21 protein-coding genes are annotated in these 24921 nt (G+C 64.9%); 10 read left to right on the top strand and 11 right to left on the bottom strand.

The window, feature by feature from the left end; all coding sequences use genetic code 11:
- The first annotated feature begins 85 nt into the window (after positions 1 to 85).
- Together ftsZ and lpxC are read left to right on the top strand one after the other, a co-directional pair.
- Positions 86 to 1270: a cell division protein FtsZ gene (gene ftsZ, locus Y882_RS12415; RefSeq protein ID WP_046972235.1), complete on the top strand. Its 1185-nt coding sequence runs from the start codon at positions 86 to 88 to the stop codon at positions 1268 to 1270.
- A 461-nt stretch (positions 1271 to 1731) separates the two neighbouring features.
- Entirely contained in the window at positions 1732 to 2646 is a 915-nt protein-coding gene (lpxC, locus tag Y882_RS12420; RefSeq protein ID WP_046972236.1) for a UDP-3-O-acyl-N-acetylglucosamine deacetylase, read from the top strand.
- Between the two features lie 234 nt (positions 2647 to 2880).
- Here lpxC and Y882_RS12425 read toward each other — a convergent pair whose 3' ends face one another.
- Positions 2881 to 3363 carry a DciA family protein gene (locus Y882_RS12425; RefSeq protein WP_046972287.1) on the bottom strand — a complete coding sequence of 161 codons (483 nt, stop codon included), beginning with the start codon at positions 3361 to 3363 and terminating at the stop codon, positions 2881 to 2883.
- A 30-nt stretch (positions 3364 to 3393) separates the two neighbouring features.
- On the opposite strand from Y882_RS12425, the gene Y882_RS12430 reads away from it, so the two are divergent.
- Complete coding sequence (locus Y882_RS12430) at positions 3394 to 4323, top strand: M23 family metallopeptidase (protein ID WP_046972237.1); 930 nt, start codon at positions 3394 to 3396, stop codon at positions 4321 to 4323.
- A gap of 243 nt (positions 4324 to 4566) precedes the next feature.
- A complete protein-coding gene (gene secA / locus Y882_RS12435) occupies positions 4567 to 7302 on the top strand; it encodes a preprotein translocase subunit SecA (RefSeq protein ID WP_046972238.1) in 2736 nt (911 codons plus the stop codon).
- A 155-nt stretch (positions 7303 to 7457) separates the two neighbouring features.
- On the opposite strand, the gene Y882_RS12440 is transcribed toward secA, so the two are convergent.
- The 6 genes from Y882_RS12440 to Y882_RS12465 all read right to left on the bottom strand — a co-directional run bounded on the left by Y882_RS12440 (position 7458) and on the right by Y882_RS12465 (position 14456).
- Positions 7458 to 8306, bottom strand: a complete 849-nt coding sequence (locus tag Y882_RS12440) for a symmetrical bis(5'-nucleosyl)-tetraphosphatase (RefSeq protein WP_046972239.1) — start codon at positions 8304 to 8306, stop codon at positions 7458 to 7460.
- Positions 8306 to 8689: a Co2+/Mg2+ efflux protein ApaG gene (gene apaG / locus Y882_RS12445; RefSeq protein WP_046972288.1), complete on the bottom strand. Its 384-nt coding sequence runs from the start codon at positions 8687 to 8689 to the stop codon at positions 8306 to 8308. The genes Y882_RS12440 and apaG overlap by 1 nt, the downstream gene beginning before the upstream one ends.
- An 88-nt stretch (positions 8690 to 8777) precedes the next feature.
- On the bottom strand, positions 8778 to 9563 hold the full coding sequence (gene rsmA / locus Y882_RS12450) for a 16S rRNA (adenine(1518)-N(6)/adenine(1519)-N(6))-dimethyltransferase RsmA (protein WP_046972240.1): 786 nt from the start codon (positions 9561 to 9563) through the stop codon (positions 8778 to 8780).
- Positions 9560 to 10570, bottom strand: a complete 1011-nt coding sequence (pdxA, locus tag Y882_RS12455; protein ID WP_244466335.1) for a 4-hydroxythreonine-4-phosphate dehydrogenase PdxA — start codon at positions 10568 to 10570, stop codon at positions 9560 to 9562. The genes rsmA and pdxA overlap by 4 nt, the downstream gene beginning before the upstream one ends.
- A 7-nt stretch (positions 10571 to 10577) precedes the next feature.
- Positions 10578 to 11930, bottom strand: coding sequence for a peptidylprolyl isomerase (locus Y882_RS12460; protein WP_046972241.1), 1353 nt, complete (start codon positions 11928 to 11930; stop codon positions 10578 to 10580).
- Positions 11931 to 11969: 39 nt separating this feature from the next.
- Complete coding sequence (locus tag Y882_RS12465) at positions 11970 to 14456, bottom strand: LPS-assembly protein LptD (protein ID WP_046972242.1); 2487 nt, start codon at positions 14454 to 14456, stop codon at positions 11970 to 11972.
- Positions 14457 to 14548: 92 nt separating this feature from the next.
- Between Y882_RS12465 and msrB the strand changes: the two genes are divergently transcribed.
- Entirely contained in the window at positions 14549 to 14953 is a 405-nt protein-coding gene (msrB, locus tag Y882_RS12470) for a peptide-methionine (R)-S-oxide reductase MsrB (RefSeq protein ID WP_046972243.1), read from the top strand.
- 8 nt (positions 14954 to 14961) lie between these two features.
- Here msrB and Y882_RS12475 read toward each other — a convergent pair whose 3' ends face one another.
- The 3 genes from Y882_RS12475 to Y882_RS12485 are packed head-to-tail and all read right to left on the bottom strand — an operon-like array spanning position 14962 to position 17082.
- On the bottom strand, positions 14962 to 15885 hold the full coding sequence (locus Y882_RS12475; RefSeq protein ID WP_046972244.1) for a histone deacetylase family protein: 924 nt from the start codon (positions 15883 to 15885) through the stop codon (positions 14962 to 14964).
- Between the two features lie 6 nt (positions 15886 to 15891).
- Entirely contained in the window at positions 15892 to 16458 is a 567-nt protein-coding gene (locus Y882_RS12480) for a cob(I)yrinic acid a,c-diamide adenosyltransferase (RefSeq protein ID WP_046972245.1), read from the bottom strand.
- An 18-nt stretch (positions 16459 to 16476) separates the two neighbouring features.
- The gene (locus Y882_RS12485; RefSeq protein WP_046972246.1) at positions 16477 to 17082 is read right to left on the bottom strand and encodes a membrane protein; all 606 of its coding nucleotides are present in this window, start codon (positions 17080 to 17082) and stop codon (positions 16477 to 16479) included.
- Positions 17083 to 17227: 145 nt separating this feature from the next.
- On the opposite strand from Y882_RS12485, the gene ubiH reads away from it, so the two are divergent.
- Genes ubiH through Y882_RS12500 form a run of 3 tightly spaced genes read left to right on the top strand, consistent with a single transcriptional unit; the run spans position 17228 to position 20497 of the window.
- Entirely contained in the window at positions 17228 to 18457 is a 1230-nt protein-coding gene (gene ubiH, locus Y882_RS12490; protein WP_046972247.1) for a 2-octaprenyl-6-methoxyphenyl hydroxylase, read from the top strand.
- Entirely contained in the window at positions 18454 to 19674 is a 1221-nt protein-coding gene (locus Y882_RS12495) for an FAD-dependent oxidoreductase (RefSeq protein WP_046972248.1), read from the top strand. Before ubiH ends, Y882_RS12495 begins: the two co-directional genes overlap by 4 nt.
- Before the next feature lie 34 nt (positions 19675 to 19708).
- Positions 19709 to 20497, top strand: coding sequence for a dienelactone hydrolase family protein (locus Y882_RS12500; RefSeq protein ID WP_046972249.1), 789 nt, complete (start codon positions 19709 to 19711; stop codon positions 20495 to 20497).
- Positions 20498 to 20596: 99 nt separating this feature from the next.
- Here Y882_RS12500 and Y882_RS12505 read toward each other — a convergent pair whose 3' ends face one another.
- Positions 20597 to 21598, bottom strand: coding sequence for a polyprenyl synthetase family protein (locus Y882_RS12505; protein WP_046972250.1), 1002 nt, complete (start codon positions 21596 to 21598; stop codon positions 20597 to 20599).
- A 136-nt stretch (positions 21599 to 21734) separates the two neighbouring features.
- Between Y882_RS12505 and Y882_RS12510 the strand changes: the two genes are divergently transcribed.
- Both Y882_RS12510 and ggt read left to right on the top strand, forming a co-directional pair.
- Positions 21735 to 22952 (top strand): MFS transporter, encoded by a 1218-nt coding sequence (locus tag Y882_RS12510; RefSeq protein WP_046972251.1) that lies wholly within the window; start codon positions 21735 to 21737, stop codon positions 22950 to 22952.
- Positions 22953 to 23143: 191 nt separating this feature from the next.
- Positions 23144 to 24883, top strand: a complete 1740-nt coding sequence (ggt, locus tag Y882_RS12515; RefSeq protein ID WP_046972252.1) for a gamma-glutamyltransferase — start codon at positions 23144 to 23146, stop codon at positions 24881 to 24883.
- Positions 24884 to 24921: the final 38 nt, after the last annotated feature.

Genomic DNA, 24921 nt, shown 5'->3' on the forward strand with positions numbered 1-24921 from the left:
ATGGATGTTCGTCCGCCACCTCGGGGCGACAGGAACGTCAGCACCCGCGGTTACAACGACAACGATGCTCTACGGAGGACGGGAAATGTTTGAACTCATCGAAAAACTCGCACCCAATGCAGTAATCAAGGTCATCGGCGTGGGCGGCGGCGGCGGCAATGCCGTGGCACACATGCTTAATGCAAACATCGAAGGCGTCGAGTTCGTCGTCGCCAACACCGACTCGCAGGCGATGAAGAGCTGCGGCTCGCGTACGCACCTGCAGCTGGGCGCCAACGTCACCAAGGGACTGGGCGCCGGCGCCAATCCGGAAGTGGGCCGTCAGGCCGCGCTCGAGGACCGCGAGCGCATCGAGGAAATGCTCGAAGGCGCGGACATGGTGTTCATCACCGCCGGCATGGGCGGTGGTACCGGCACGGGCGCTGCCCCGGTCGTGGCCCAGCTCGCCAAGGAAAAGGGCATCCTGACCGTCGCGGTGGTCACCAAGCCGTTCCCGTTCGAAGGCCGTCGCCGCATGCAGGTCGCCGCCAAGGGCATCGAGGACCTGTCGCAGCACGTTGACTCGCTGATCACCGTGCCGAACGAGAAGCTGCTGTCGGTGCTCGGCCGCGAAGTGACCCTGCTCAACGCCTTCAAGGCCGCCAACGACGTGCTGCTGGGCGCCGTGCAGGGCATCGCCGACCTGATCACCGCCCCGGGCCTGATCAACGTCGACTTTGCCGACGTGCGTACGGTGATGTCCGAAATGGGCATGGCCATGATGGGCTCGGGCACCGCCCGTGGCGACGACCGCGCCCAGGCCGCCGCCGAGGCCGCCATCAACAACCCGCTGCTGGAAGACGTCAATCTCAACGGTGCCTGCGGCATCCTGGTCAACGTCACGGCAGGTCCCAACCTGACCATGCGCGAATTTGACGAGATCGGTCGCATCATCCATGACTTCGCCAGCGAAGACGCCACCGTGGTGATGGGCACCTCGCTCGACCCGGAAATGCAGGACGACGTGCGCGTCACGGTGGTGGCCACCGGCCTCAACCGCGCCGCCGCCGCCCGTCAGCCGCAGCGTCCGGTGGTCGCCCAGCAGGTGGAAATGCGCCAGCGGCCGCGTCCGGTCGTGCTGCGCACCGGCACCGGCAACGAAGTGGTCGATTACGCCCAGCCGGAAGTCACCACCACCAGCCGCGTCGAAACCGGCGGCCCGGCCAAGAGCGCCGACCCCAGCTTCGATTACCTGGACATCCCGGCGTTCCTGCGCCGTCAGGCGGACTGAACAAACTGACTGGGCAAATAATTTGAAGAAAAATTGAACAAATCGCCGGTTTCACTTGTCAGTAACGAATCGCGCATGGGATCCGCCTCGGCGGAACCCTTGCCCGAGCCAGCTTTTCCGCCCTTCGGGACGGGAGGTGGCTTGACTGACGGCGTTCCGGTGCTCGTTCTTGAGTAGTAGGGCCATGCCTCATGGATGGGCATGACCGGCCAGGATGGATTCCTGGACTGGTCCGACGCCCCGAAACCGGATCCCGTCCCGGTTCGGGGCGTTGCGCTTCAGTTAAGTCATTGAAAGTACTTGAATAAATGCTGCGCACCCCACGAACGGAAATCGTTCGTGAATGAAAGGAGCATGAAAGGGTGAACAGTGTGTGTGGCGCGGATCGCCTTTTCACAGGTTAAGACTGTGTTAGCATCCGTTCCCTAAATTGGCTGCTGCCCCTTACAGGTACCAAAAAAATGATCAAGCAGCGTACGCTCAAGAACATCATTCGCGCCACCGGCGTCGGTCTGCATACCGGCGACAAGGTGTACATGACGCTACGTCCCGCTGCCCCGAATACGGGCATCGTGTTCCGCCGTACCGATCTCAATCCGCCGGTCGAAATCTACGCACGCCCCGACAATGTCGGCGACACGCGTCTTTCGACCACGCTGGTCAATGGCGAAGTCCGCGTTTCGACGGTGGAGCATCTGCTCTCGGCGATGGCAGGCCTCGGCATCGACAACGCCTACGTCGACCTCTCCGCTCCGGAAGTGCCGATCATGGACGGCAGCGCCGGTCCCTTCGTGTTCCTGCTGCAGTCGGCCGGTATCGAAGAGCAGAACGTCGCCAAGCGCTTCATCCGCATCAAGAAGCCAATCAAGGTGCAGGACGGCGACAAGTGGGCCAGCTTTGAGCCGTTCGAAGGCTTCAAGGTCGGTTTCTCGATCGAGTTCAACCACCCGATCATCAGCAAGCGCACCTCGCGCGCTGAAATCGATTTCTCCACCACCTCCTTCGTGAAGGAAGTGAGCCGCGCCCGCACCTTCGGGTTCATGCGCGACATCGAGATGCTGCGCGAACACAACCTCGCGCTCGGCGGCTCGATGGACAACGCCGTGGTGCTGGACGACTACCGCGTGCTCAACGAAGACGGCCTCCGTTACGAGGACGAGTTCGTCAAGCATAAGATCCTCGACGCGATTGGCGATCTGTACCTGCTCGGCCACAGCCTGGTCGGCGCCTACTACGCCCACAAGTCGGGCCACGAGCTCAACAACAAGCTCCTGCGCACCCTGATGGCCGACGCCACGGCCTGGGAAGAGGTCAGCTTCGCGGACGATCCGGCCACCTCGCCGATCTCCTACGCCCACCCGGCGCAGGCGATCTGATCGCCCCGCGATCAGCTAAGTCCTCGACAAACCTGAACAAACTGAACGGCCGCGTCCCTGGGACGCGGCCGTTCGTTTTGTGATATACCTCGCGCCTTCTATTGGCAGCTGTTCACGTACTGATGACATCAGGGTCTATCAGGTCCGTGGGGGCGTGGTATAAACCCATGAGCACCGACCTCCGGGCCGGTGCCTGGGAAGTGCGTCGATGGAGTAGCAAGCCGGAACCCAGCGTCAGGGGGTTTCGTCGGATCGGGAATCAGAAACTTCGGCGATGGACGCCAACTCGAGGAACAGTTCCCGCAATTCGGGGTCTGTGGTTGAGGCTGCGGCGGCTCTCAAGTGAGAGGCGGCAGCTGGCGAAAGCGGTTTTGACCGATCCGGCACGTTTTCTGTCGGTGGTTGGGGGGCCACTTTCACGGTGACTGAACTGGCGTACGTGCCCACGGCACGTGCGGTCGAGAGGATTTGCGCCTGGAGCAGGCGCAGCCTGGCGGCCAGAGCCGGCGAGGGAGCCAGAAAAACGAGGCGGCCGTCTTTCAGGTTGGCGAAGCGAACCTGATCGCGGAGTGGTGACGGTAACGTCTGGCGCAGTGCGCGATCCAAGGCATCAAGCTCACGGGCTTTGCGAGCCAGTGAGGCAATGGGGCCGTAGTCGGTAATGGCTTTGAGGCCGGAACCGGAGCGGCGATAAGGCTTAGGGTCATCGCGCTGCATGGATGCCGACATCTTCTGACGTAGAACAATATGCAAATCATACTTGTGTCCCGCACCAAAAAGGTGCCGAAAACCTGGAACCTCGCCGATCGACGCCTGCGCTGGCGCCTGTTTGCGATTGCCGCGGCGGGCGTACTCGCCTGTGCGGGTCTGGGCGGCGCCGTGGCCATGGCGGTAGCCAGTCCGCATGACCGCGCCCTGGCGGAAATCCGCCGCCTGCGGCAGCAGGTGCAACAGCAGAACGAGCAACTCGGCGGCGTACGCAAGGACGCCCAGCGCGATATCGACGCGCTGGCGGTCAAGCTGGGCCAGCTGCAGGCACAGTCCACCCGTTTGAACGCCCTGGGCGAGCGCCTGACCCAGGTCGGCAAGCTGGACGATGGCGAATTCAACTTCGACGAGCAGCCGGCCGTCGGTGGTGTGGAAGACAGCGCGGACGCCGGTTATTCGCTGCCGCAGAACCTCGACATCAGCATCAACCAGCTCGCCAGTCAGTTCGACAGCCAGCAGGCGCAGCTCTCCGCGCTGCAGAGCCTGCTGCTGGACGCCAAGATCGAATCCAATCTCAAGCCCACCGGGATGCCGGTCGAAGGCTATATCTCCTCCTATTTCGGTGGTCGCCCGGATCCGTTCAGCGGTCATAGCGCCTACCACACCGGTCTGGACATCTCCGCGCCCAAGGGCACGCCGGTCCACGCCGTGGCCGAGGGCATGGTCACCTATGCCGGCGAGCGCACGGGTTACGGCGAGGTCATCGAGATCGACCACGGCAATGGCTATATGACCCGCTACGCCCACAACAGCCGACTGGAAGTCAGCCCGGGCCAGCGCGTACACGTGGGCGACGTGGTGTCCGAAGCCGGTTCCACCGGCCGCTCCACCGGTTCCCATGTGCATTTCGAGGTCTGGTACAAGGGCCGCGTGGTCAATCCGCTGGCCTTCGTGAAGAACCATCGCTGAGCGCGCCGACCAGGGCGGCTGAAGCTGCCCTTGAAAGCATTCTGGCGCGCCGCCACTCCATGAACGGGACGATGATGGGGGAGTCTGCGGCGTACCCGTAAGGGGGTGCTGCGTCTCGGTGCCGGCCGACGCCTGTGGCGACGCGCCGTTTGGGATAGCCCGCCGACCCTAGTATCATCAATCCTTTCGTCCTGCCTGGATTTGCCGGGCAGGCCGTTCATGAATCTTAGATCCGGAAGATCGATGCTCAACCGTGCCCTGACGAGCCTTTTTGGTAGCCGCAACGAACGTGTGCTGCGCCAGCTCTCCAAAAATGTCGCGCGCATCAATGCGTTGGAACCCGAGTTCGAGAAGCTGAGCGACGAGGCGCTGCGCGCCAAGACGGACGAGTTCAAGCAGCGCGTCGCTGCGGGCGAGTCGCTGGACAAGCTGCTGCCGGAAGCCTTTGCCGTGGTGCGCGAAGGTGCCAAGCGCGTGCTCGGCATGCGCCACTACGACGTGCAGCTGATTGGCGGCATGGTGCTGCATTCGGGCCGCATCGCCGAAATGCGCACGGGCGAAGGCAAGACCCTGGTCGGCACGCTGCCGGTCTACCTCAATGCGCTCGAAGGCAAGGGCGTGCACGTGGTCACGGTGAACGACTACCTTGCTCGCCGCGACTCGGCGCAGATGGGCAAGCTGTACGGCTTCCTCGGCCTGAGCACCGGCGTGGTGTGGCCGGGCATGGATCACTCCGACAAGCACGTGGCTTACTCGGCCGACATCACCTACGGCACCAACAACGAATTCGGTTTCGACTACCTGCGCGACAACATGGCGCTCAGCAAGGACCAGCGCTACCAGCGCGGCCTGCACTACGCCATCGTCGACGAGGTGGACTCCATCCTGATCGACGAAGCGCGCACGCCGCTGATCATTTCCGGCCCGGCCGAGGATTCCCCGCAGCTGTACCTGGCGGTGAACAAGATCGTGCCCAAGATGATCCGCCAGGAGAAGGAAGACAGCGCCGGCGATTACTTCGTCGACGAGAAGCAGAAGCAGGTGCACCTGTCCGAAGAGGGCATGTCGCACGCCGACGAACTGCTGCGCCAGGCCGGCGTGATCGACGCCGACAGCGGCCTGTACGATTCGAAGAACCTGGCCGTCGTGCATCACCTCAATGCCGCGCTGCGCGCCAACGCGATCTATCACCGCGACGTCGACTACATCGTGCGCGATGGCGAAGTGATCATCGTTGATGAGTTCACCGGCCGTACGCTGGCGGGTCGTCGCTGGTCCGATGGCCTGCACCAGGCGGTGGAAGCGAAGGAAGGCGTGCCGATCCAGCGCGAGAACCAGACGCTCGCCACGATCACCTTCCAGAACCTGTTCCGCATGTACAAGAAGCTGGCCGGCATGACCGGTACGGCCGATACGGAAGCCTACGAATTCCAGCAGATCTACGGCCTGGAAGTGGTGGTGATCCCCACCCACAAGCCGATGATCCGCCAGGACAACTCCGACATGGTCTTCCTTGGCCAGCAGGCCAAGTACCGCGCCGTGATCGAGGACATCAAGGATTGCCACAAGCGCGGACAGCCGGTGCTGGTGGGTACCACCTCGATCGAAGTGTCCGAGTTGCTGTCCGATCTGCTGCGCAAGGAAAAGATTGCGCACGAAGTGCTCAACGCCAAACAGCACGAACGCGAAGCGCATATCGTGGCGCAGGCCGGTGCACCTGGCTCGGTCACCATCGCCACCAACATGGCCGGCCGCGGTACCGACATCGTGCTCGGCGGCAGCCTGGAAGCTGCGCTTGCGCAGTTGCCGGAAGATGCGACCGACGCCGACCGCAGCAAGGTCAAGGCCGAGTGGAAGAAGCTGCACGAGAAGGTGCTCGCTGCCGGCGGCCTGCATATCGTGGGTACCGAGCGTCACGAATCGCGTCGTATCGACAACCAGCTGCGCGGCCGTTCGGGCCGTCAGGGCGATCCGGGTTCCTCGCGCTTCTATCTGTCGCTGGAAGACAACCTGCTGCGCATCTTCGCCGGCGACTGGGTCGGCCGCTGGATGCGCATGTTCGGCATGAAGGAAGAAGACGCGCTGGAAGACCGCATGGTCAGCCGCCAGATCGAAAAGGCGCAGCGCAAGGTCGAGCAGCACAACTTCGACATCCGCAAGCACCTGCTTGAGTTCGACGACGTCGCCAACGATCAGCGCAAGGTGATCTACGCGCAGCGCGACGAACTGCTGGTGGTCGATGACGTGTCCGACACCATCGCCGATATCCGCGATGACGTGGTCAGCGAGCTGGTGCATCGTCACGTGCCGGCCGACAGCATCGACGAGCAGTGGGATATCGCAGGTCTCGATCGCGAGCTGGAAAGCGAGTTCGGCCTGTCGATCGACCTGAAGGCGTGGATCGACCAGCAGCACGAGATCGACGACAAGATGATCCTGGAGCACGTCCGCCAGGCCGTCGAGCAGCTGTTCAAGGCGAAGGAACAGCAGACTGGCGTGGAGACCATGCGTCAGCTCGAAAAGCACATCATGCTCAGCGTGGTGGACAACGCCTGGAAGGAACACCTGGCGAGCATGGACTACCTGCGCCAGGGCATCTATCTGCGCGGCTATGCGCAGAAGCAGCCCAAGCAGGAGTTCAAGCGCGAATCGTTCGAGCTGTTCTCCAGCATGCTCGACCGCATCAAGGCCGAAGTCGTGCAGATGCTCGCGCGCGTGCGCGTGCGCAGCGAGGAAGAAGTCGCCGCGATGGAAGCCGAGCAGCAGCGCCTGGCCGATCGCTTGCAGCGCCAGATGCTCGCCAGCGGCGGCGGTGCGCCGGTAGGTGCGCTGGGTATGGACGCCGAAGCGGTGGCCGCCGGCAGCATGGCTGCACCGGCCGGTGCGCCGCAGCAGGACGGTCCGCGCGTCGGTCGCAATGATCCTTGCCCGTGTGGTTCCGGCAAGAAGTACAAGCATTGCCACGGTCAGCTGAGCTGATAAAGAAAAACCCCGCCTAGGCGGGGTTTTTTTTGGCCTGATTTGTTTCGCTCTACTGTGGGAGCGCACCCTGTGCGCGACAGCCAACGGAGCGTCCCTGGCGCCATGCCGCAGTCGCGCACAGGGTGCGCTCCCACACAGGTTGCAGGCAAGGTTCAATCCCCGCCAGGCATCTTCTTCCGATATGGCTCGGCATTGACGGTGATGTACTGCGGCTCTTCCGTATCGAGGCGCAGCGCCGTGAGCTGCCCGCCCCACACGCAACCGGTATCGATCGCAAAGATGCCGATGCCCGCGAAACGGCCCAGCGCCGACCAGTGACCGCAGACGATGCGCGTCTCGCGCCGGCGCATGCCGGGCACTTCGAACCACGGGTACATGCCGGGCTTCTGCGTGCCGGGCACACCCTTGCTCTCGAAGTCGATGCGGCCCTGGATATCGCAGTAGCGCATGCGCGTGAGCGTGTTGATCGACGCGCGCATGCGTTCGACGCCTTGCAGCCGGCTGTTCCATGCGGCGGGGCGATTGCCGAACAGATTCTTCAGCAACCGCGGATGACGCGGGCCACCGAGTTCGCGTTCGATCTCCTGCGCCGAGCGCTGGGCCTGGCGCAGTGTCCACATGGGCGCGAGGCCCGCATGCACCATGGTCCAGTTGAGCTGCTCGTCGTGATGCAGCAGCTTCTGCGAGCGCAGCCACTCCAGCAGCACCGGTGCATCGTCGGCGAACAGCACTTCGCGCAGTTCCGGATTCACCTTGGACTGCGCTTCGGGGCGGCGCTGGCCGATTGCCAGCAGGCTCAGGTCGTGGTTGCCGAGCGTGACGATCGATTGCTCGCGCAGGCTGTGGATCAGGCGTAGCGTCTGCAGCGACTGTCCGCCGCGATTGACCAGGTCGCCGCAAAACCACAGCTTGTCCACCGAGGGATCGAAGCGGATCTTGTCGAGCAGGCGTACAAGTTCGGGATGACAGCCCTGCACGTCACCGATTGCGTACGTAGCCATCAGTGCAGGGTACGCGGTATCGACAGGGTGAACGGCGGGATCGCCGCTTCGAAGTGGGTGCCGTCATCGGCCAGCATCTGATAGCTGCCCTGCATGATGCCCACCGAGGTCTCCAGCACCGCGCCCGAGGTGTATTCGTATTCGTCGCCGGGACGGATCCACGGCTGCTCGCCCACCACGCCTTCACCGGTGACTTCCTCGACCTTGCCGTTGGCGTCGGTGATGACCCAGTGGCGCGTCAACAGGCGCGCGGCGATGTCGCCAGCGTTGTGCAGGGTGATCGTGTAGGCGAAAACGTAGCGGTTGTCGCCGGGACGAGATTGGTCGGGGACAAAGCGGGGTTCGACCTGCACGTCGATCGTGTAGGAAGATCTTTCATTCATGCCCCGATTGTACGGGTTGTCGGGGCGCATGGGTAAAGCCTTGAGGCCGCTCGATGGCATCGCGGGCCATCGAGCGACGGCTCGCGCATCAGCCGTGCGGGACGCGGGCGAGACGGACGTAGTCCTGGGGTGAAAGCGTTTCGGCGCGGGCCTTGGGATCCACATCGGCAGCCATGATCGCGTTGGAGTCCATCACGTTCTTCAGAGCGTTGCTGAGCGTCTTGCGGCGCTGCGCGAAAGCGGCCTTCACAATTGCATGGATGCGCTCGGGATCGGCATCGGGCAACTGGTCGGGCCCCAGCGGGACCAGCCGCACCACGGCCGAGTCCACCTTCGGCGGTGGCCGGAACGCGCCCGGCGGCACCACGAACAGCGGCTCGACGCGGCAGACCAGCTGCAACATCACCGACAGACGTCCGTAGACTTTGCTGCCCGGCTCCGCGGCCATACGATCGACCACTTCCTTCTGCAGCATGAAGTGCATGTCCTGGATCGCGGCGGCGTGTTCCACGCAATGGAACAGGATCGGGCTGGAGATGTAATACGGCAGGTTGCCGGCGACGCGCAGGCGCTCCACGCCGTGGCGATGGGCCAACGCAGTGAAGTCCACCTTCAGCACGTCCGAATGAATGATGCTGAGCTCGCCGACGCTGGCGGCGCGCGCCTGCAGGCCGGGGATCAGGTCCGTATCGAGTTCGATCGCGGTGAGCTTGCCGGCCGCCGCGAGCAGTGGCAGCGTGAGCGCGCCTTCGCCGGGGCCAATCTCAACCACGAAATCATCCGCGCGCGGCGAGATGGCGCTGACGATGCGCTCGATGTAGCGCTTCTCGTGCAGGAAGTGCTGGCCAAAACTTTTCTTGGGGCGGGCGTTCATGAATGTCCTTGCGAGCCGTCGCGGCGTCGTGCGACGAGCTCAAGCGCCATCTTGGTGGCTGCGATAAGGCTGGCCGGATCCGCGCGACCGGTGCCGGCCAGATCGAGCGCCGTGCCGTGGTCGACCGAAGTGCGGATGAAGGGCAGGCCCAGGGTGAGGTTCACCGTGCGGTCGAACGCTTCGCTCTTGAGCACCGGCAGCGCCTGGTCGTGGTACATCGCCAGCACCGCGTCGTAACGCTCGCGCAGCGCCGGTACAAAGGCGGTATCGGCAGGCAGCGGGCCGAGCAGGTGCATGCCTTCGGCGCGCAGCGACTCAAGCGTAGGAATGATCGTGTCCAGTTCTTCGTGGCCGAGGTGGCCGCCTTCGCCGGCGTGCGGATTGAGTCCAAGCACGGCGATGCGCGGCTCGGCTAGGCCGAATTTTTCGCGCAGCTCGCGATGCACGATGCGCAGTACGCGCACCAGCACGTCGCGCGTGATCGCCGCGGGCACCGCGGACAGCGGCAGGTGGGTGGTGGCCAGCGACACACGCAGCTCGGGGCTGGCCAGCATCATCACCACCTCGGCGCCCGCGCGTTCGGCGAAGAATTCGGTGTGGCCACTGAAGGGTATGCCGGCCTCGTTGATCGACGCCTTCTGCAGCGGCGCGGTGACGATGGCGGCGTAGCGGCCCTGCAGGCAGCCATCGGCCGCCTCGGCCAGGGTGGCCAGCACGTGCCGCGCATTGGCCGGATCGGGCACGCCTGGCGTCTCGGTGGCGCCGAGCGCGATATGGTGGACGCGCAATTGGCCGGGCTGGCGCTCGGCCAGGTCGCTGCCATCGTCGTCGATTAGCTCTATCGTCTGCCCGCAGCGCTGCGCAGCGCGTTCCAGCAGGCCGCGATCGGTCACCGCAACGAAATTGGCCGCCAGCGGAGTGGCGGCCAATCGGATGACAAGCTCGGGACCGATCCCCGCTGGCTCACCTGCGGTGATGGCCAGTCGGGGCAGGGTCTGGGTCTTCAATGCGACCTCAGGAGGACTTCTGGGGCTGCGGCGCGTTGGGGTCGCGCAGCTCGGGCACCAGGATGTTCACGTAGGCGCTGGAACGCATGTCGCGCAGGTAGTCCTCATAGGCCTGCTCGGCCTTGCGGTTGCCGATCGCCTGGCGGGCCTGGTTGCGTGACAGCTCATCGGTACGGTCGCTCTGGCGGGTGCCCAGGCGCTCGAGGATGTGCCAGCCGGCTTCGCTCTGGAACGGTGGCGACACCTGGTTGTCCTTGAGCTCACCCAGGTGCTGGGCGATGGTCGAGCCCCAGTCGTTCTGCATGAACCAGCCCATGTCGCCGCCATTGTTGGCGGTGGTGTCGTCCTTGGAGTTCTCCTTCGCCAGCTTGGCGAAGTCCTCATGCTTGTTGACCAGGCGGCTGTAGATGTCCTCGGCCTTCTGGTGCGCCTGCTCGGCGGTCAGCAGTTCGCTGGGGCGGATCAGGATCTGGCGGGCATGGTATTCCTGCACGACCTGGCGGCTCGGCGCGCGCTGCTCAATCAGCTTGAGAATGTGGAAGCCGGTGGGGCCGCGCATGGCCGGCGAGACGTCGCCCGCCTTCATGTTGCCGACCGCGTCGGCAAACGCCGGCGGGATCTCGTCCATGCGGCGGAAGCCCAGATCGCCGCCGTCGAGCGCGTCCTGGGCATCGGAGTAGCGGATGGCCGCGGCGTGGAAGTCCATGCCGCCCTTGATGGCATCGGTGGCCTGGTTGGCCTTGTCCTGCGCTGCCTTGATGTCGGCGGCGGTGGCGCCGGCCGGCAGGCTCACCTGGATGTGAGCCAGGTGGACTTCACCCGCCTTGTAGGACGGGCTGGCCAGCATGTTGTTGATTTCGCTGTCGGTAATGCTGACCTGGTCGCGCACCACGCTGTCATGCAGGCGCTGGGCGACCAGCTGGTCGGACAGCTGGCGGCGGAAGGCGGCAAAGCTGTTGCCGTCCGCTTCCACGGCGGCGCGCAGCTGTTCCGGCGTCATATGGTTCTGCTGCGCCACGGCATTCACAGCCTGGTCGACGTCGGCATCGGAGACGCGGATGCCCTGGTCGTCGGCGCGCTGCACCTGCAGCTTCATCAGGATCAGACGATCCAGCACCTGGCGGCGCAGCACGTCGATCGGCGGCAGCTGGCCGGGGTTGCTGGCGTACTGCTGCTGGACCGAACGGACGGCCTCGTTCAGCTCGCTCTGCAGAATCACACCCTCGTCCACCACCGCCACGATACGGTCGAGCGGCTGCTTGCCCTCGGCGGCGCCCTGTTGGGGCAGCAGCTGGGCATGAGCGGGCAGGGCGGTCGCGGTGGCGACCGCGAGCAGGAACAACGCGAGAGGCTGCTTCATCAGTACGGGGCCTTCGATCGCCGTGGGCGATAGGGGAAGTTATTGATAACCAAGAATACCATTGCGGATGGCGTTTTCCGACTGGCCGGTAAAGCCACCCATGCCCTTGAACTCCACCTCGAACATGATCGCCGTGTTGGCGTTGCCCAGTGCGGTGGTGGTGTCGTAGGTATTCACGTAGTGGCGTGCCACCAGGCGCAGGGCCACGCAGCAGCTGTCGTGCTCCACGCCGGCCAGGGCCTCCACGGTCCTCTTGTCGAGCACCGAGTAGGTCCAGTGGCCGATCAGGCGCCAGCGGTCGGAGACGGGATAGACAATGGAAGCGTCGTATTGTTCCAGCAGCGGGGTTTTCTGGGCCAGCGTGCTGCCGGGGTTGCGACGGTAGCGATACGAGAAATTGAGGATGCCGTCGGTCTTGATGCGCTTCTGTACCGTGACGGCGCCCAGGTCGGTGAGCCCCAGGGCCGGATTCCACTGGTATTGCGACATCAACTTCCAGTCGTCATTGAGCTGGGTGCTAAGGTCGATGATGTAGTCGGAACCGGACCAGTTGGTCGGCCCAGGGACCGTGGTGTTGCTGTCCGGGATCTGCACCCGCTGCTGGGTCAGATAGCGGATCTGGCCGAAGCTCGCCGACAGACGTTCAACGCCGTTGTCGTCCAGCAATCGCGTGGTCAGCATGGCGCTGAGGTTGTTCGCGTTCTCCTGGCGGTCGGCTCCGGAGAACGTGTTGGGCGTGAACAGCTCCCAGGTGTCGAACGACATCAGGTTGGTGTCGAACAACGGCAGGTTGTTCTGGTTGCGGTACGGCACGTACAGGTAATACAGGCGCGGTTCGAGCGTCTGCGTGTAGCTGGTGCCAAACAGCGAGGTGCTGCGATCGAATATCAGGCCGCTGTCCACGCTGACGATGGGCAGAGAACGGCTGGGCGAGTTGCTGGTGAACGGTGACGTATCAGTGGAACCAAGCAGGCCGTAGTAACCGTATTGCTGAGAGTTGCCGGTGAGGTCGTAGCCCGTATAGCGATAGGCTACGCGGGGCTTCACGAACCACGCTGCGCCACGGAAGTCGGCCTGGATATATGGATACAGATCGAGGCGATTTCCCTCAATGGAGTCTTCCTTGCGGAAGGCGACCGCTTCGGTGTTGGCGCCCACATCCAGCCAGCGGTTGAGCGGGTAGTCGACATTAAATGTCGCGCGCGGCCAGCGCTTGTACTGCACTGACGTGTCCGGCAGCGAGTAGTCGGCGTTCTGGTAGTAGTCCGCGCCGAAGCTGGCGTTCCAGAACGCCGCGCCCCACTTGCCTGCGCCATTGATATACGTCGAGGAAGTCAGCTGACTGGTCGTGGTCGTATAAAAGTCGTTGCCGAAGTCGCGCAGATAATTGCGGTCTGATGCCAGGTTGATGCCCGCGTAGAGCGACCACGGCCCGTACAGATGGGTGGAGTCGTAGTACTTCAGCAGCCAGCGGTCGGCGCCCTTGGTCTTTTCAGTGCTGTCGGGATCGTTGGCGCCCTGATCGTTCGGCAGATACTCGAAGTTAAACTGGCCACTGCTGCCCGGCACGAGATAGCGAAACTCGCTTGCCAGCATCACGCCACGATCGGTGTAGATGCGCGGGTCGAGCGTGGCGTCATAGTTCGGCGCCAGGTTCAGGTAATACGGCGCGCTGATCATGAAGCCCGAGCGGCTGGAGTTGCCGACGGTCGGGGTCAGGAAGCCGCTCTTGCGATCATCGTTGATCGGAAAGGTGAAGGTGGGCAGCCAGAAGAACGGCACGTTGTACAGGTACATGGTGGCGTCGTGCGCCACGCCTTCGCCGGTTTCCTTGTCCATGCGGATGTCCTTCGCATGGAGTTCCCACACGTGGTTGCCCACGTCGCAGGTGGAATAGGTGGCGTTGAAATAGCGGGTGCGCTGGTCGTCCAGCATCTGGCCCTGGGTGGCCACGCCGTTGCCGCGATTGGTCAGCATCTGGTAGCTGACGTTGTCCGCGATGGACGTGCTCGCATTCTGGTTTCCGCGCATATGCTCGGACGAGACCAGCTGGCCGACCTCCTGATAGCGCACGTTGCCGCGCGCGTCGTAGTCGGTGGTGTCGTCGCTGTAGTCGGCGACGTCGGCCTGCATGCGCTGGTCGGCGCGGTCCATCTTCACGTCGCCTTCCAGGTGATAGACGCTCTGGTTGGAGCTGTCCACGCGCTGGGCGGCGACATAGGTATTGGAAGTCTCGCGGACCGAGCTGTCCTTGCTCATGGTCGGGTCGTAGAACGACAGCATCGCGTTCGCGTGACACATGTTGTAGTTCAGCGGCCGGGTCGGGCAGCGGTACGCGCCCAGCGGGCAGTTGGATACCGCCGCGGGCGCCACGCTCGGCGTGGTGGGGGCGTTGGGCTGGCTGGGCGCGGGTTGCGCTTCGGCTGCCGACTGGGCCTCAGCCGGGCCACCGAACAAGGCCAGGGCAGCGGCGACCGCCAGCAGGCGGCGAGGGGGCAGGTGGCGCGGAGGCAGCTTGGGCGTCACGATGGCAGTCTGTCGGCTGTGAGGCTCGTAAAACTAGCAGAAAGGCCTCGTGGACGGCAGTTGGATAGCGCACGCCGGGAGAAGGATTCAGCATGAGCGAGCAGAAAACGGGCAAGAGCGACGACCAGTGGCGGGCCGAGCTGACGCCGCAGCAATATGCGGTGTGCCGGTGTTCGGCCACCGAGCCGCCGTTCAGCGGCAAGTGGTACCGGCACAAGGTCGCAGGCACCTACGTCTGCGTCGCCTGCCAGGCGCCCTTGTTCGCGTCGGAGGCCAAGTACGATTCGGGCTCCGGCTGGCCCAGTTTTTTCCAGCCGCTGGCGCGCAAGGCGATCAGCCTGGTGCAGGACGACAAGCACGGCATGCGCCGCACCGAGGTGCGTTGCGCGGCCTGCGAGTCGCATCTGGGGCACGTCTTTCCGGACGGTCCCAAGCCGACCGGCCTGCGCTATTGCATCAATTCGGTGGCGCTGGATTTCACGCCGTCCGGCGCTTGACCGCAGGCTCAGGCGTCGAGCAGTTCGCCCACGTGGGCGGCCACGCTGGTGGACAGGGCGAGCAGGTTGTAGCCACCCTCCAGGGTCGACACCATGCGACCTTGTGCGTGCGCGTGTGCCACGTCGACCAGGCGCTGGGTGATCCAGGCGTAGTCCTCGCTGCCAAGGCGCAGGTCGGCCAGCGGATCGTTGCGATGGGCGTCGAAACCCGCCGACACCAGCAGCAGCTGCGGCTTGAACGCGTGCAGCTTCGGAATCAGCGCGCCCTCCCACAGCTCCCGGAATTCATAGGAGCCATCGCCCGGGGATAGCGGCGCGTTGATGATGTTGCCCACGCCGTGTTCGTCCGCGCCGCCGGTTTCCGGATAGAGCGGCATCTGATGGCTGGAGATGAACATCACGCGCGGCTCGCGGGCGAAGATGTCCTGCGTGCCGTTGCCGTGGTGAACGTCAAAGTCGGCGATGGCGACGCGCTTGAGTCCGTGCGCGGCGATCGCATGCGCGGCACCGACGGCCACGTTGTTGAACAGGCAGAAACCCATCGCCCGATCAGGTGTGGCGTGGTGGCCCGGCGGACGCACCGCGCAAAAGGCCTTGCCGCCCTCGGCTCCGAGCACCGCGTCCACCGCGGCGACCACGGCGCCGGCGGCACGCAGCGCGGCTTCGGCGGAACCTGGCGACATCAAGGTGTCTTCGTCCAGACGAACCGTGCCTTCATCGGGCGTGATTGCAAGAATGCGGTCGACATGCTCGGGCGTGTGCACCCGCAGCAACTGTTCGCGCGTGGCGCGCGGTGCTTCCACCCGATCGAGCGCCGCAAAGCGGTCCTGATCCAGCGCTTGCAGCACCGAGCGCAGGCGCGCGGGCGATTCAGGCTGGGCCGGACCGGGATCGTGCTGCAGGCAGCTGGCGTGGGTGTAGAGCCGCAGCATCGAGGATCACGCCTGCGGTTTGCGGCGTCGCTCGTGCTGCCACAGCACTTCGCCGTGACCACTGGCGCGGGCCAGCACGCGCGACAGCACGAACAGCAGGTCGGACAGGCGATTGAGATAGCGCTGCGCCTGCGGACGTACTTCTTCCACGCGCGCGAGCGCAATCACTTCGCGCTCGGCGCGTCGGCACACCGTGCGGGCGAGATGGCAGCAGGAGGCCGCCATGCCGCCGCCCGGCAGGATGAAATCCTTCAGCGGCGGCAGCGGATCGTTGAAGCGGTCGAGCACCTGCTCGAGGCTCTCGATATCCGCGTCATGCACCATCGCCATGCCCGGGATGCAAAGCTCGCCGCCCAGGTCGAACAGGTCGTGCTGCACCTGGGTCAGCGTTTCGCGCACATCGTCGCTCACGCCATCGGAGGCCAGCACCATGCCAATGGTGCTGTTGAGCTCGTCGACCGTGCCGTAGGCGCCAACGCGCAGCGAATCCTTGGCGACGCGCGAACCGTCGCCCAGACCGGTGCTGCCGTCGTCGCCCGTGCGGGTATAGATCTTCGAAAGGCGGTTACCCATGGTTTCTGCCTAACGAGATCAGTGCGACAGCTTGGACGAATCGGCATGACCGAGCATGCGCGACAGCTGCACCACCAGGCCATGCACCACCAGGCCGAGCGCCACATAAAGCACGGTGGTCTCGAGGAAGAAGCCGTACCAGTCGACCATGTTCTCGAACCACGCGGCGAAGCTGCGCGGCTGCGGCACGGTGCTGCTCAGCCAGTAGTAGCTGCCGTTGGAGATCACGTAGCAGGCCAGCCAGCTGACCAGCATGGCGCCCACGGTGAGGCCGAGGCTGCGCGCGTTGAGGCCCAGCTTCTGGCCGGCCAGCCAGCTGCCGCCCAGCCACAGGCTGGCGTACGCCGGGACCAGGAACCAGTAGGCCGCCGAAACGCAGTAGTGATCCCAGAAGCTGATGCCCTGGTTGCTGATCACCAGATAGTCGACCAGCACGGCCTCGACCAGCAGCAGGGGCAGGGCCCAGCGCACCGAACCGCGCAGCCAGAAACCGGCCAGGAAGAAGATGCCCCACGACGCGTCCCACACATCATGGTGGAACAGCGAGAGATGAATACGGGTCGCGGCCATCACCACGGCCAAGGCCAGGAAGATGCCTAGGCGCTGGGTCTGCGTCTTAGCCATGAGCTGCTCCAAAAAGGTCGCGTGAAATGCAAGCGCCAAGTCTATCGCAATTGAACGGAGTCAGGCCCGGGGTCCCGGGCGCGCTGATGCCTGGCCTTGCACACGTCATAGTTCAGAGCATCCCCGGCGCGTATCATGCGGCGCCATGACGAACTCATCCTCCCAGGCTGCCGCCCCGCGGCCGGTGCTCATCGTCGGCGGCGGGCTGGTCGGCGCGAGCCTGGCCATCGCCCTGGACGCGGCCGGCATCGACGCCGTGATGGTCGAAGCGGCGGCGCCGCGCATCGGCGACCAGCCCAGCTACGACGAACGCAACCTCGCCCTGGCGCGCGCCACCGTCAACGGCCTCACGGCCATTGGCGTGTGGAAGCACGCAGCGGCCCAGGCCACGCCGATCCGTCACATCCACGTCACGCGGGCCGGCGAGTTCGGCAGCGTGCAAATGGATGCGGCAAAGCAGGGCGTCGATGCGCTGGGCTGGACCTTGCCTGCGCGCGAACTGGGCGCCGCATTGCTGCGACGGTTGGACGAGTGCACGCGCCTGCGGCGCCTGGCACCCGCGCGGGTGGAATCCGTGGAGCCCGTGGCCGACGGTTGGCGTGTGCGCATCCACAGCCAGGACGAGGTGGTGGATATCGAAACGCCGCTGCTGGTCGGCGCTGACGGCACCGCTTCGTTCGTGCGCGATCGGCTGGGCATCGAGGCGGAACGCCACGATTACCGCCAGACCTTGTTTGTCTGCACCGTGACGCCGGAGCGCGATCACGCGCAGCGTGCCTACGAACGCTTTGCCGATCACGGACCGATTGCCCTGCTGCCGCTGGCCAATCGTCGATGCGGACTGGTGCTTACCGTGTCGCAAGCCGAAGCCAAGGCTGTCGAAGCGATGGACGACGATGCCTTTATCGGGCTGGCGCAAGAGCGTTTCGGATGGCGGCTGGGGCGGTTGAGCCGTCCGGGCAAACGCCATCCTTATGCGATCCAGCGGGTGGCGGCGCGTTCGCTGGTTTCCACGCGGGCCGTGCTGGTGGGCAACGCCGCGCAAACGGTGCATCCGATTGGTGCGCAGGGTTTCAACCTGGGCTTGCGCGATGCGCTGACGCTGGCCGAAATGCTGACTGATGTCGCCGATCCGGGTTCCGAGGATTTGCTGGCGAATTACGCGGCTCGCCGCGCGCCGGATCGCGAGGGCACCATGGCGATGAGCCATGGACTGGTGCAACTGGCCTGCCTGCCGCAGCCCTTGCTGGCGCCGTTGCGATCGATCGCCATGCTCGCGTTCGATCGCCTGCCGCCATTGCAGCGTCTGCTGGCGCGACGTGGCATGGGTTTCCGCGGCGAGCCACCCAAGGCGGTACTGGAGCGGCTGCCATGAGCGCGACCTCGATCGCCCGTGGCGAGTCGCGTCGTCGCGGTCCTGCGCTTGACGTTGCCGTTGTCGGCGGCGGCATGGTGGGTGCGGCGACGGCGCTGGCGCTGGCGCGTGCCGGCTTTGCCACGGCTCTGCTCGAAGCGCGCGCACCGGCGCCGTGGTCGGTGCAGGACGAAGTGGATCTGCGCGTGGTGGGGCTTGCCCCATCATCCATCGCTTTGCTCGACGAGCTTTGTGTGTGGACGTCCATCCGCAGCTCGCGCGCGAGTCCCTATGCGCAGATGCATGTGTGGGACGCTGCGAGCGGCGCGGCCATTCACTTCGATGCCGCGCAACAGGACCGCGACCTGCTCGGTTACATCGTCGAGAACAATCTCGTGCAATGGCAGCTGTGGCAGGCGCTGGAGTCCGCGGGCGTGCGTCGCCTGTGTCCGGCGCAGGTCAGTGGCTACGAGGTGCTCGAGGATCGCGTGCAGCTGACCCTGCACGGCGCGGAGGCAGAGACGATCTCTGCACGCCTGCTGGTCGCCGCCGATGGCGCTGCATCACCTTTGCGTGCGATGGCCGGGATCGAAACCCATGGGCGCGACTATGCGCAGCGTGGCGTGGTGGCGCATGTCACTACTGAGCGCGCGCACGAAGGTACGGCGTGGCAGCGCTTTCTCGACACCGGACCGCTGGCCTTGCTGCCGCTGGCGGATGGGCGCAGTTCGATCGTGTGGTCGTTGCCGGAAGCGGAGGCGCAACGCGTGCTCGCGCTCGATGATCAGGCGTTCTTCGACGAGCTTGGTGTGGCCAGCGATTTCCGCCTGGGCCGCATCACCGGCGCCACGGCGCGGGCAGCCTTCCCATTGCGCCTGCAGCTGGCTGAAACCTATCAGGCCGAACGCTTCGTGCTGCTTGGCGATGCCGCCCATGCGGTCCATCCGTTGGCGGGCCAGGGCGTGAACCTGGGTCTGCGTGATGTGGTCGAGCTGCGCAACACGCTCGTCGCGGCGCGCGATGCCGGCAGCGATATCGCCGCGCCGCACGTGCTGCGCCGCTATGCGCGTCGCCGCCGCAGCGCGGACACCATGGATGCGCTGGGCTTCGACGCGCTGGCGCGCATCTATGCGTGGCAGGCACCGCCGCTGATCGCCGCGCGCGGCCTGGGCGTGCGCCTCATCGACAAGTTGTCACCCATCAAACGCAGACTCGCGGAACACGCCGCCGGCCTGTAGATCGTTCGAAACCTCGCAACCAGGAGTGGACGTCATGCGCATTGCCCGTCTTTGCAGTTTGCTGTTGCTGTCAGGAGCTGCCTTCGCCGCGCAGGCGAAGATGGTGGAGAAGCCGGTCGAATGGACGCAGGACGGCACGACCTTCCATAGCGTGTTGGTCTATGACGACGCCGTCACCACCAAGCGTCCCGGCCTGGTGATGGTGCCCAACTGGTATGGCGTCAACGACCTGGCGGTCAAGAAGGCGGAGATGATCGCGGGCAAGGATTATGTGATCCTGCTCACCGACATGTACGGCGACAAGATCCGCCCCAAGAACGACGATGAGGCGAAGGCCGCGATCAAGCCGCTGTATGGCGACCGCGTGCTGATGCGCAAGCGCGCCAACATGGCGCTCGATCAGCTCAAAGCGCAGGCCAAGAGCGCACCGATCGACCTCACCAAGCTGGCCGCCATCGGTTTCTGCTTCGGTGGCACCGCCGTACTGGATCTGGCACGCAGCGGCGCGGATATCGCGGCCGTCGCCTCGTTCCACGGCGGCCTGCAGACCGACGACACCTCGCTGGCCAAGAACATCAAGGCACGCGTGCTGGTGATGAACGGCGCCGACGACAAGGGCACCATGCCCGATGCCGACAAGTTCATGGACGAAATGCGCGGCAGCAAGGCCGACTGGCAGTTCGTGGTGCTGGGCAATGCGGTGCATTGCTTTACCGAGACCGACCAGCACAGTGCCGGTTGTGCGTATGACGAGCGTGCAGCGCAGCGCAGTTATCGTTTGATGCGCGATTGGCTGAAGGGTGCGTTTAGCAACACGCCGTAACGTTATCGCGGGGCGAGTCGCGCACAGGGTGCGCTCCCACAGGGATACCACCACCACTGTGGGAGCGCACCCTGTGCGCGACTCAATCTTGCGAAGAACTCAGAAGCTGCGCTGCACCGAATAATCCGCCAGCGTCGCCATGGCCTCGCGCCACGGTGAATCAGGTAGGGCACGCAGCGCATCGCGCGCGGCATCGGCATGCATCACCGCGCGTTCGTGGGTGCGTTCGAGCGCACCCGAATCGCGGATGGCGGCGATGATGCGGTCCAGCGAATCCAGCCCGCCGTGTTCGATGGCGTGGCGCAACGACTGCTTCTGTTCGGCATCCGCGCGCTGCAGCGCGTAGATCAGCGGCAGCGTGGGTTTGCCTTCGGCCAGGTCGTCGCCGATGTTCTTGCCCAGGGTGCCGGCGTCCGAGGTGTAGTCGAGCAGGTCGTCGGCGATCTGGAAGGCATAGCCCAGCTGCATGCCGTAGCGGCGCAGGGCGGTGCACTGTTCCACCGGCAGGCCGCCCAGCAGGCCGCCCAGCTCGGTGGCGGCGGCGAACAGCACGGCAGTCTTGCGTTCGATCACATTGAGGTACGAGGCCTCGTCCACGTCGGCATTGCCGATGTTGAGCAGCTGCAGCACCTCGCCCTCGGCGATGGTGTTGGTGGTATCGGCCAGGATGCGCATGATGCGCATGTCATCGAGCTCCACCATCATCTGGAACGAGCGCGAATAGAGGAAGTCGCCCACCAGCACGCTGGCCGCGTTGCCCCACAGGGCGTTGGCGGTCTTGCGGCCGCGGCGCAGGTCCGATTCGTCCACCACGTCGTCGTGCAGCAGGGTCGAGGTGTGGATGAACTCGATCACCGCGGCCAGCTTGATGTGGTGCTCGCCGTGATAGCCGGCCGCGTTGGCCGCCAGCACGTGCAGCATCGGGCGCAGACGCTTGCCGCCACCGGCAATGATGTGGTCGGCGATCTGGTTGATCAGCACCACGTCCGACGAGAGGCGCTGGCGGATCAGGGAGTCGACCCGGTGCATGTCTGCAGCGGCGAGCCCGCGAACGGCGGCAAAGTCGGCAGAGCGGCGGGTGTCGGCTTGGGTCGTGGTCATGAGGCAATCGTAGCGTCGTATCACGGGATTATAGAGAGAGTTGGGCGCAAGAAACCGCCGCGACACGGCACCACGGTTGGTTTTTTGGGGTCAAACGTATAATCGGTGACTCATGCGACCCTTTTAAGAAGCCCCGGTGAGCAAACTCTCCCCACTCGAACGACGCAGCGCGCTGACCCTGGCCTGTGTGATCAGCCTGCGATTGTTTGGCCTGTTCCTGATCATGCCGGTGTTTTCGCTGTATGCGCAGCAGATGCCGGACGCCACGCCGTGGCTGATCGGGCTGGCGCTGGGCGTCTATGGCCTGGGGCAGGTGTTGCTGCAGATACCGCTGGGCCTGCTGTCCGACCGTATCGGCCGCAAGCCGGCCATCACCCTGGGCCTGCTGGTATTTGCCGTCGGTGGGCTGGTGGCGGCCATGTCGCACGGCCTGCTGGGCATCGTGATCGGGCGCGCCCTGCAGGGCATGGGCGCGGTGGCGGGTGCGGGCACGGCCTTGGCTGCCGACCTGACCCGCCACGAGAACCGCAGCAAGGTGATGGGCATCATCGGCGTATCGATCGGCGTGGCCTTTCTGCTGGCGTTGATCCTCGGCCCGCCGCTGGAGGCCGTGGCCGGGCTTTCCGGCCTGTTCGCGGCCACCTCCATCCTGGCCCTGGCGGCGCTGGTGCTGCTGTGGCTGATCGTGCCCACGCCCGAACAGGCGTCCGCACCGGCAGCGGCCAGCTGGGCCGGCGTTTTGTCGATGTTGCGTGATGGCCGCATGCTGGTGCTCAACGGTTCGGTGTTCTTTCTGCACCTGCTGTTGACGGCCAGCTTCGTGGGTCTGCCGCTGCTGTTGGCCAATCGACTGCATTTGCCGGTGTCTCGTCATTGGGAGCTTTACCTGCCGGTGATGGTGATCGCGGCCTTTGTCATGGGCGCCTGTCTGCACCGCATGCGCGATCTCGCGCAAAGCCTGAAGCTGGTAGCCGTATGTGTCGTCGCGACGGGGCTGGGGTTGCTGGGCTTTGGCCTGTCGGGCGAGCACGTGGCAGTGCTGGGCGTGGCGGCGGCGGTGTTCTTCTCCGCCTTCAACCTGCTGGAAGCGGCGCTGCCCAGCCTGGTGTCGCAGTTGGCGCCCGACTCCATGCGTGGCGCCGCGATGGGTGCGTATTCGACCAGTCAGTTCCTGGGCGCCTTCGTCGGTGGCGCCGTCGGCGGCATCGCCCTGGGCCGGCTGGGCACGGACGGCGTGTTCCTGTGCGCGGCCGCGCTCACCCTGGTGTGGCTGCCGCTGGTATGGCTCGGCGCCCGCCGTATCGAGGCAGGCCGGGCAGGTTTGGAAGCGGCGCCGGCTGTCGGTGGCGCGTAACGCACCCACTCAACTCAAAGATGCGGCGCCGTTCCTTGGCATCGGATCGCCCGGCAGTGTATGACGTCGGGCTGACGTGACGGGGCAGCTGCGCTTGCCGCCGTCGCCCGATCTGTCCATCGACGAGGCCGCCCATGTCCGCACGCCCATCCCGCTGTTCGCGTCTTTACGCCGTCACGGTCCTCGCCGCGATGACGAGCTTTTACGTGGGGCACGCCGCGGCCGAGGACATCAGTCGTGGTGATCGCTACTCGGGCAACAGCTGGGCCTCGCGCTCGCCGGTGATCGCGCAGCACGGCATCGCCGCGACCGAGCAGCCGCTCGCCTCGCAGGTCGCCATCGACATCCTCAAGAAGGGCGGTAGCGCGGTGGATGCGGCGATTGCCGCCAATGCTGCGCTGGGCCTGATGGAGCCGGTGCTCAACGGCATCGGCGGCGACTGCTTCGTGATCGTGTGGGATCCCAAGACGCGCAAGCTCTACGGCTATAACGGCTCCGGCCCGTCGGCCAAGGGGCGCGATCTGGCCAGGATGCAGGCCGAGGTGAAGGCCGCCTATGCCAAGGCCGGCATGCCGATCAAGGATCACATTCCTTCGGTGGGCTCACTCCCGATCACGGTGCCGGGTACGGTGGATGCGTGGTTCGCGCTGCACGAGAAGTTCGGCAAGCTGCCCATCGCCGACGATCTGGCGCCCACCATCGCCTATGCGAAGGACGGCTTTCCCATCACCCAGCTGGTGGCCAAATACTGGAAGGGCAACTTCGCCGCGTTCGAGCGCGAGAAGGGCTTGATCGAGGAACTGGACAACGCCCGCCACACCTATCTCATCGACGGGCACACGCCCGCCGAAGGCGAGGTGTTTCGCAATCCCGATCTTGCCCGCACGCTCAGCATGATTGCCGAGGGCGGCCGCGACGCGTTCTACAAGGGCGCCATCGCCCACACCATGGACGCCTATTTCAAGCGCATTGGCGGCGACCTGCGCTACGACGATTTCGCCAGCTACCACGGCGAGTGGGTGACGCCGCAGTCGGTGAATTATCGCGGTGTCGATGTCTACGAACTGCCGCCGAACGGGCAGGGTTTCGCGGCGCTGGAAATGCTGCAGATACTCAAGGGTTTTGACCTGCGCAAGATGGGCGTGGGCAGCGCCGACGCCATCACCGCGATGCTTGAAGCCAAGCGCCTGGCCTATGAAGACCTGGCCAAGTTCTACGCCGATCCAAACTTCGTCAAGGTACCGATGAAGGGCCTGATTTCCGAAGGCTACGCCGAGCAGCGGCGCAAGGAGATCCATCTGGATCACGCCAATCCTTCGATCGGTCCCGGCGATCCGCGCCTGTTCAATGGCGACACCACGTATTTCGCCACCGCGGACAAGGACGGCATGATGGTATCGATCATCCAGTCCAACTATCGCGGCATGGGCTCGGGCCTGGTGGCCGACGGACTGGGCTTCATGTTCCAGGATCGCGGCGAGCTGTATTCGCTCAAGCCCAAGGCCGCCAATGTGTATGCCGCGGGCAAGCGGCCGTTCCACACCATCATCCCGGGCTTTGCCATGAAGGATGGCGAGCCGTGGCTGGCGTTCGGCGTGATGGGCGGCGACATGCAGCCCCAGGCCCATGTGCAGGTGCTGACCAATATCATCGATTTCGGCATGAACGTGCAGGACGCCGGCGACGCTGCGCGCTGGCGCCACTACGGCAACGCCGAGCCGACCGGCGAGCCCTCGCTCGGCATCGGCAAAGTCGAGATGGAGTCGGGTTTTGACGCCAATGTGAAGGCGCAATTGACACAACGCGGCTATACGATCGAGCCGGGCACGGGCAATTTCGGTGGCTACGAGGCCATCCTGTTCGACCCGAAGCAGCGGGTGTACTGGGGCGCCACCGAAATGCGCAAGGATGGCGAGGTGGTCGGCTACTGAGGCTGCGCTCGGGGCAGCCCGGTTAGCCGAAAGAGTCG

This window comes from Dyella japonica DSM 16301, assembly GCF_001010355.1.
Taxonomy (GTDB): domain Bacteria; phylum Pseudomonadota; class Gammaproteobacteria; order Xanthomonadales; family Rhodanobacteraceae; genus Dyella; species Dyella japonica.